8 protein-coding genes and 3 pseudogenes are annotated in these 7053 nt (G+C 29.7%); 2 read left to right on the forward strand and 9 right to left on the reverse strand.

Annotated elements, in window-relative coordinates; genetic code table 11:
• The 9 genes and pseudogenes from RH99_RS17125 to RH99_RS20060 all read right to left on the reverse strand — a co-directional run.
• Window positions 1–559: pseudogene (locus tag RH99_RS17125) on the reverse strand (flagellar motor switch protein FliG); the annotation flags it as partial.
• Window positions 560–567: 8 nt separating this feature from the next.
• Window positions 568–2160 carry a flagellar basal-body MS-ring/collar protein FliF gene (gene fliF, locus RH99_RS17130; protein WP_010241157.1) on the reverse strand — a complete coding sequence of 531 codons (1593 nt, stop codon included), beginning with the start codon at window positions 2158–2160 and terminating at the stop codon, window positions 568–570.
• Window positions 2161–2177: 17 nt separating this feature from the next.
• Window positions 2178–2498: a flagellar hook-basal body complex protein FliE gene (gene fliE, locus RH99_RS17135; RefSeq protein WP_010241158.1), complete on the reverse strand. Its 321-nt coding sequence runs from the start codon at window positions 2496–2498 to the stop codon at window positions 2178–2180.
• 12 nt (window positions 2499–2510) lie between these two features.
• Window positions 2511–2945 carry a flagellar basal body rod protein FlgC gene (gene flgC, locus RH99_RS17140; protein ID WP_010241160.1) on the reverse strand — a complete coding sequence of 145 codons (435 nt, stop codon included), beginning with the start codon at window positions 2943–2945 and terminating at the stop codon, window positions 2511–2513.
• A 5-nt stretch (window positions 2946–2950) separates the two neighbouring features.
• Window positions 2951–3358 (reverse strand): flagellar basal body rod protein FlgB, encoded by a 408-nt coding sequence (flgB, locus tag RH99_RS17145; RefSeq protein WP_010241162.1) that lies wholly within the window; start codon window positions 3356–3358, stop codon window positions 2951–2953.
• Window positions 3359–3843: 485 nt separating this feature from the next.
• A complete protein-coding gene (locus RH99_RS17150; protein ID WP_010241164.1) occupies window positions 3844–4719 on the reverse strand; it encodes a flagellin in 876 nt (291 codons plus the stop codon).
• A 117-nt stretch (window positions 4720–4836) separates the two neighbouring features.
• Window positions 4837–5466: an epoxyqueuosine reductase QueH gene (locus tag RH99_RS17155; RefSeq protein WP_010241166.1), complete on the reverse strand. Its 630-nt coding sequence runs from the start codon at window positions 5464–5466 to the stop codon at window positions 4837–4839.
• 158 nt (window positions 5467–5624) lie between these two features.
• Window positions 5625–5948, reverse strand: coding sequence for a hypothetical protein (locus RH99_RS17160; RefSeq protein ID WP_010241169.1), 324 nt, complete (start codon window positions 5946–5948; stop codon window positions 5625–5627).
• A 158-nt stretch (window positions 5949–6106) separates the two neighbouring features.
• Window positions 6107–6446, reverse strand: a pseudogene (locus tag RH99_RS20060) (AAA family ATPase); the annotation flags it as partial.
• 131 nt (window positions 6447–6577) lie between these two features.
• Between RH99_RS20060 and RH99_RS18730 the strand changes: the two are divergent.
• On the forward strand, window positions 6578–6721 hold the full coding sequence (locus RH99_RS18730) for an AgrD family cyclic lactone autoinducer peptide (RefSeq protein ID WP_010241171.1): 144 nt from the start codon (window positions 6578–6580) through the stop codon (window positions 6719–6721).
• An 84-nt stretch (window positions 6722–6805) separates the two neighbouring features.
• A pseudogene (locus RH99_RS17170) lies at window positions 6806–7053 on the forward strand (sensor histidine kinase); the annotation flags it as partial.

Here is a 7053-nt window from a genome sequence, read left to right on the forward strand (position 1 = left end):
ATAGTTTAGTATTTAATACATTTTCAATTTCTTTTATTACCATAGGTGAAGTATTACTCATAGTTGCAATTCTATAAGCCACTTCACCCTGAAGCTCTTCTGGTAGTGAGGACAGTATTTGACCTGCCTTATCTGACTGAAGATAACAAAGTATTAAGGCTATAGTCTGAGGATGCTCACTATTAATTACATTCAACAATTGATGAGCATCCGCCTTTCTTGCAATAGAAAAAGGTCTATACTGTTCTGTAGCTTCCACTACTTTTTCCAGTATCTCCTTTGCTCTTTGATTTCCAAGTGCCTTTGAAAGTAGATCCCTTGCATAGTCTATTCCACCTTCAAGTAAATACTCTTTTGCTCTATTCATTTCTATAAACTCTGAAAGTATTTCCTGTCTTTGTTCTTTGGTAACAGAAGTCATATTTGCAATTTCATAGGTAATCTTTTGTATTTCTCTTTCAGGAAGCTTTTTTATTATTCCTGCAGATGTTTCAGGGCCTAAAGTTATGAACAGTATAGCGGCCTTTTGTACTCCAGTTAATTTCTTATCGCTAGCCATATACTATATCACCTCTCATTTTCCGAAAGCCAGGCCTTAACAACATCAGCAACCTGATCTGGTTTAGTACTAGCATATTTTTTAATTTCACTTTCCATATGTGATTTTTCATCTTCATGTTCAAACTCTATTGGATCATATTTAACTTGTTCTTTTGGAACTATAGTATCGTCAATTACAGTATCAATTCCAGTAGTCTCTTCTTCCTCAGCCTCTGCTTCAGCTTTAGCCTTTCTTCTCTTTTTAACTAAGAATACTACCCCACCAATAATTGCCGCTGCAGCGGCTGCGGCACCTATACCAATCTCAGTATAAAGTTTCCTTCTCTGCTGCTGTTGAGTTTCCTGATTCATTTGATCTATAGCTTTCTGAGCATTGTCTTGAAGTGTAGTATCAAATTTCATTCCCTCAACACTTATACTATCTCCTCTTTGCTGATTAATGCCTGCTGCCTGACTTACTATATTATTTATAGAAGCCTGCTCAGCAGCACTTATATTTGTTTCATCTACTACTACAGAAACTGTTAATCTATTTATATTTCCAGGTGCTGATTGAGTCTTAGTTTCAACTCTATTTGTATCATAATTTTTAGTGGTATCAGTACTGGTAGAAGTACCACTATTGTTATTATTAGTTATTTGATTAGCATTATTGTTATTATCATTTGGACTTCCACTAGTAGCAGCACTTCCTCCATTGCTACTACTAGTAGTTTCATGTTCACTTATCACTGTTGGATTACTTATAGTAGTAGAAGTCTGCTGATTTGAATCAAAATTCATATCTGCATGAACCTGTACTTTAACCCTATCTTTACCATAGATAGGTGCTAACTGATTTAATACCTTTTCCTGAAGCTCTTCTTCTGCCTTACTTTCTATATCACTTCTTGCAGCAGTAGTTGCAGACACATCTTGATTATCACTATTATTATTTATATCACTACTTAGTAAAGTCATATTGTCATCTACTACTTGTACGTCATTTGGTGATAAGTTTTTAACTCCACCAGCTACAAGAGATACAATTGCCTTAACTTGATTTTTTGTTAGTTTTTGCCCTGATTTCATTTTTAAAAATACAGAAGCTTTAGCGGGTGATCCATCTCTAACAAAAACTGAATTATCTGGCATAACTATCTGAACCCTTGCATTATCAATTTGTGGAAAACCCTTAATGGTCCTTTCTAGTTCTCCCTCTATTGCCCTTTGATACTGCACATTGAACTGCTGATCCGTCATTCCTAGTTGACTACTATTATCAAATACTTCAAATCCTACACTGCCACCCTTTACAGAAGTAGCATACTGTAGTCTTAAATCATCCACTTGATTTTCTGGAACATAGATAGTATTTGTACTTGAATCCACCTTATATTCCACTTTATCTGACTTCAACTTATTTATAATTGTAGCAGAATCGTTGGTGTCCATATTTGAAAACAGCACTCCATACTTTGTTTTGCTGGCAGTTATTCCAAAGGCCGTTATTGCAGCTATTATTCCAACAACTAATATAGCGATTACTATCTGTTTAGTTCTACTTGTTCCTAACCATTTATCTTTAATTTTGCCAAAAATCTCTGAAAGCTTACTCATCTTATGCACTCCCTACATTACACTTGCATTCTGTTTAATTCCTGGTATGCCTCCACAATTTTATTTCTCATCTGAACTGCTAATTGCAAAGACATCTGCGCCTCTTGTGTTGAAAGCATAACTTGGTGCACATCTACATCATCACCTGATATAAATTGATTAGTAATATTATCTGCACTTACCTGCTTATCATTAACCCCATCCAGTTTATCTTTTAGTATAGATGAAAAATCTAATCCACCATTATTATCTGTATTTACATTGTTATTTGTGTTTGAACCAACCATACTATCTAAATTACTTATTACACTGTTTGGAATGAATTGATTTACGTTCATAATTTATCGCCTCTACTTTCCGATTTGTAGTGCAGAAGAAAACATACTCTTTGCTGCACCAATAGCACTTACATTAGCTTCATATGCCCTGGTGGAAGATATTAGATCCGCCATTTCATTCAATACATCTACATTTGGCATAGAGACGTAACCATCAGCATTTGCATCTGAATTGCTTGGATCATAAACCTGTTTAAATGCTGAATTATCATTTACAATCCTCACTGCCCTAACACCTTTTAACTGATTCTCATATTGTCCTGTCTGAGAATTGAGTTCCTTATCCAAATTTTCTTGAAATACAGCTATTTTTCTTCTATAAGGTTGTCCAGTTTCTTCCGTTCTCGTAGTATCCACATTAGCTATATTTGAGGAAATTGTATCCATTCTAAGTCTTTCAGCAGAAAGACCACTAGAACTAATGTTTAAAGCATTAAAAACTCCCATAAAGATTAATTACCTCCTCCAGTTATTACATACTTTTTCATAGAAATTCTACTGCTTGCCTGATTTACTAATGCCTCATACATTAAAGTATTTTGTGCTTGATTAGACATTTCAGAATCGATATCTACATTGTTTCCATCAGTTCTCATACTTGTAGATGTATCCTTTTTAACAGTAATTTCTCCAAAACCACTTCCATCATCCATATGTAAAGTGTTATCCTTCTTCATAGATATATTGTCCATACTATTCTTAAGAGTATCTTCAAAGGTTACGTAACTTCTCTTGTATCCTGCAGTATTAATATTTGCCACATTATTAGCTATAGCCTTGCTCCTGGTACTAGATGCATCTAATGATTTTTTAATTAAATTATATGTAAACCGTCCTTGATAAATGCTATCAATTGACATAACTTATCATCTCCTATTCTATCATAAAATTTCTTATTGCAATTAAATTTTTAAATATATATTATTTATTATATAATAATTTATATTACTTAATAATACAACAGAGCTTCTTAGGTAAATTTTTCATATTGTTTATATACATTTTAAACTCAAATAATATTATTATTAAAATTCAAATTAAATACATATAAGTATTATAGTAAACTTTTATTAATTATTCCATAATATTATTTAAAATTGTATAAAAGTAAACAAGAATTTACATATATATATTATTTTCTCTATTTAAAATTTAATTGTTTATTAAATATTTTATCACATTAATGTATATTTAAACACAATAAACACTTGAACTAAAAAAAGATTTTATATTACAAATTAATAAAGATTTTATTAAAAATAATAAGAGTATATTGCGGAAAAGCAATATACTCTTATTACACACATATTAAACTTAATTATTTTATTAAAATTGTACAAATAAATTATCTTGACCTAACCTGACTCAATATATTAAGTATATCCTGAGGGAATTTATTAGTCTGAACCATTATAGATATACCCGCACTAACCAATATTCCAGATTTTGAATATTCCATCATTTCAGTAGCTATATCTGCATCACTTATACTGCTATCTGCTTCTTCCATCTTGTCTGATATTTCATTAGTGTTATTATAAGTATCATTAAATCTGTTTTCTATACCACCATATACACTTCTAGCATGTACTACACTATTTATGGATGCATCCACCAAGCTTAAATTTTCATCTACAGAATTATTAGTTAAATCCAAACTATCTAAAGTATTTCCTGTAGAATCCTGAATGGATGTAGTGACATTAAATCTTGGGACTACCACTGTATCACCTGGATCTGCATCTGTAGCTGCTGTTATTTTAGAAGATGGCTTATTATTATCATAATAGCTTCCATCCGCTGAGGTAGCATTCAAAAGCTTAACGCCATTAAATTCAGTATTATTAGCTATATCATTAATACTCTTCTTAATCTGATCTATTTCCAATTGAATATTTTTCTTATCATTATCTGTTAAACTTCCACTACCAGAAGATACAACAAGTTCTCTCATTCTCTGAAGATTATCACTTATATTACTAAGACCACCTTCTGCAGTTTGAAGCATACTTACTCCATCCTGAGAATTCTTTGCTCCAGCCTGAAGTCCTCTTATTTGCATATTCATTTTCTCACTTTTAGCTAAGGCATTTGGATCATCTTGTGCACTATTTATTTTTTTACCAGAAGTTAGTCTATTTAAAGCCGTACTTTGACTATTAAGACTTTTTGTATAAGCATAATATATATTTAATGATGCTAAATTATGACTTAATCTCATTTTATCAACCCCACGTTCAACGTTATTCTATTAATCATAATTATCGAAGTATTTGTATTAATCTTTAGTAGTAAATATACAAAGGCTACTTTTAATTTAACAATACACTTCAGCATATTATTGTGAGTTTTTTATTCTGTCCATATATTCTAACTGTGAAAAAATACAGCCACAATAGGATTGACGATATAGGCTATACTCTTTAGATAAATCTACAGAACATTTATAACCATTATTCTTCTTAAAATCAGAATTAAGAAATTTTACATTATACTTATTCTCTAATTCCAAACCAATCTCATTCAACTTCGCTGCATTTTTCATAGGACTTATTGTAAGAGTAGTTGTAAAATAATCAAAATCATTTGCTTTAGCATACTCAGCAGCTCTATCTAATCTCAGCTCATAACAATGATAGCAACGTTCGCTACCTTCCCCCATTTTTTCATAACCTTTAACAGCATCATAAAAAAGCTGGCTTTCATGTTCAGTTCCTACCACATTGTAATAAAATCCCATTTCCTTTATAAGTCTAATTTGCTCTTCTAATCTTCTTATATATTCACTCTCAGGGTAAATATTAGGATTAAAGAATAACACTTCTATATGAAAATACTGAGACAAAAATTTAAGCACATAAGAACTACAAGGTGCACAACAACTATGTAATAATAATCTTGGTCTTTTATTTTCATAATTTATTTTACTTATTTCTTCTAACATTATTTTATGATAATTTTCTTTCATTTCTTCTCTCACCCCACTTGTCTCGTATATATTTTACCACATTACATAGCTCTTTAAACACATAAAAATAACCTACTATAATGTACATTGTACTTTAGTAGGTTTTATGTATTTTTTATTTTCAAGACAAGCTTTAATTAACTAACCATTAAGAAATGTTATTTTACTGCCTTTAATTTAACTATATCCGAATAATTTTTAGCTGTTATTAATTCTACGTTAGTCAAATCATCCTTTATACTTTTTAAACCATCTCTTGTCTCAGTTCTAAATTCCGTAAGTTCTGCTGTATGATCATATATTGCATCAAGTTTATTCTCTATATTACAAAGTCTCTTATTAGTTTCATTTTGCCCTGTCTTTAATTCTTTTATATCGTCTTGCATTAAACCTACATCATTCTTTAACGAACCTACATCACTCTTCATTGAAGTTATATCACTTCTCATTAACTTTAATAGTTCAAGTATTTCTTTATCCAAATGAATCACCTCTTTTTATAAATAAATTTTTATCTATTATAAGTATTTACGAGAACACATGTTCTTATACCTGTAATTACATATTTTCTATCTTTATTTTATCAGAATTTTTTATCTTATACCATACTAAATTATATTCTAGAGACTGTTATATTTTTTTCTTCCTCTGGACGTAATTTTAATTTTAAATTTTTAACGTCATAATAAATATTTGTTTCTAATCATACCTAAAAAACTTAAGAACAGCTGCTTATTGCTACTTTTATCTACCTCATCTATCATAAGTATTACTTTTTTATTAACCTTTATGCCAAACTTTGTTATAGCTCTTGATAAGTCATTAAAGATATGAACTTTGGTCTTTTGTTCTTCCAAAAACTTAGCTAAATACTCATAATTCATAAACAAACTATTAGCTAATATTTATAAAAACTCCTCTACAAATCTCTATTCTTCTACAAAAATTAAATCTCTTACACCTTCAAAACTTATTGATATATTTTGGCTAAACTAATCGTTTATTATTATAAATCTGATTTTTTTTACAAATTATGCAGGAAACATCAAATTATTGTAGAATATATAAATTGTAGTTAATAAATTACTAATATTATATGGAGGCGATTAAAATGGAAAGTATTAAAAAATCATTAACATCAAAAGTAATGAAAGTTGTAGGTTCTGTATCTTTATTTTTAGGAGCACTAGTTATAGTACCAACATCTACTTTAAGTTCACATCAACCAAAATGTCCTGATGAATTTCTAAAATAAAAAATTTCATAAAGGTCACAGATAAAAATTTTATCTGTGACCTTTATGAAAAATTATAAATATTAGAAATAAAGGAGACATTATATGGATTCTATAAGAGAAATAGTGCTAGATACTATTGAAGCTTTGCTTCTTTTAGGCGTTTTTGAAGCATTATATAACAGAAAAGGATTTATAATAGAGAATAAATTAAAGTCATTTTTATTTTGTATCTTATTTGTATTTGTATCTTATTTAAGTACATTTTATATGGTTAATACTTATCATTCACTTTTTTTGTACATATTTGATATTTTACTACTAGCCTATATTACAAAAATAAAACTATTTTC

The sequence above is a fragment of the Clostridium arbusti SL206 genome (genome assembly GCF_000246895.1).
GTDB classification, from domain to species: Bacteria; Bacillota; Clostridia; order Clostridiales; family Clostridiaceae; genus Clostridium_I; species Clostridium_I arbusti.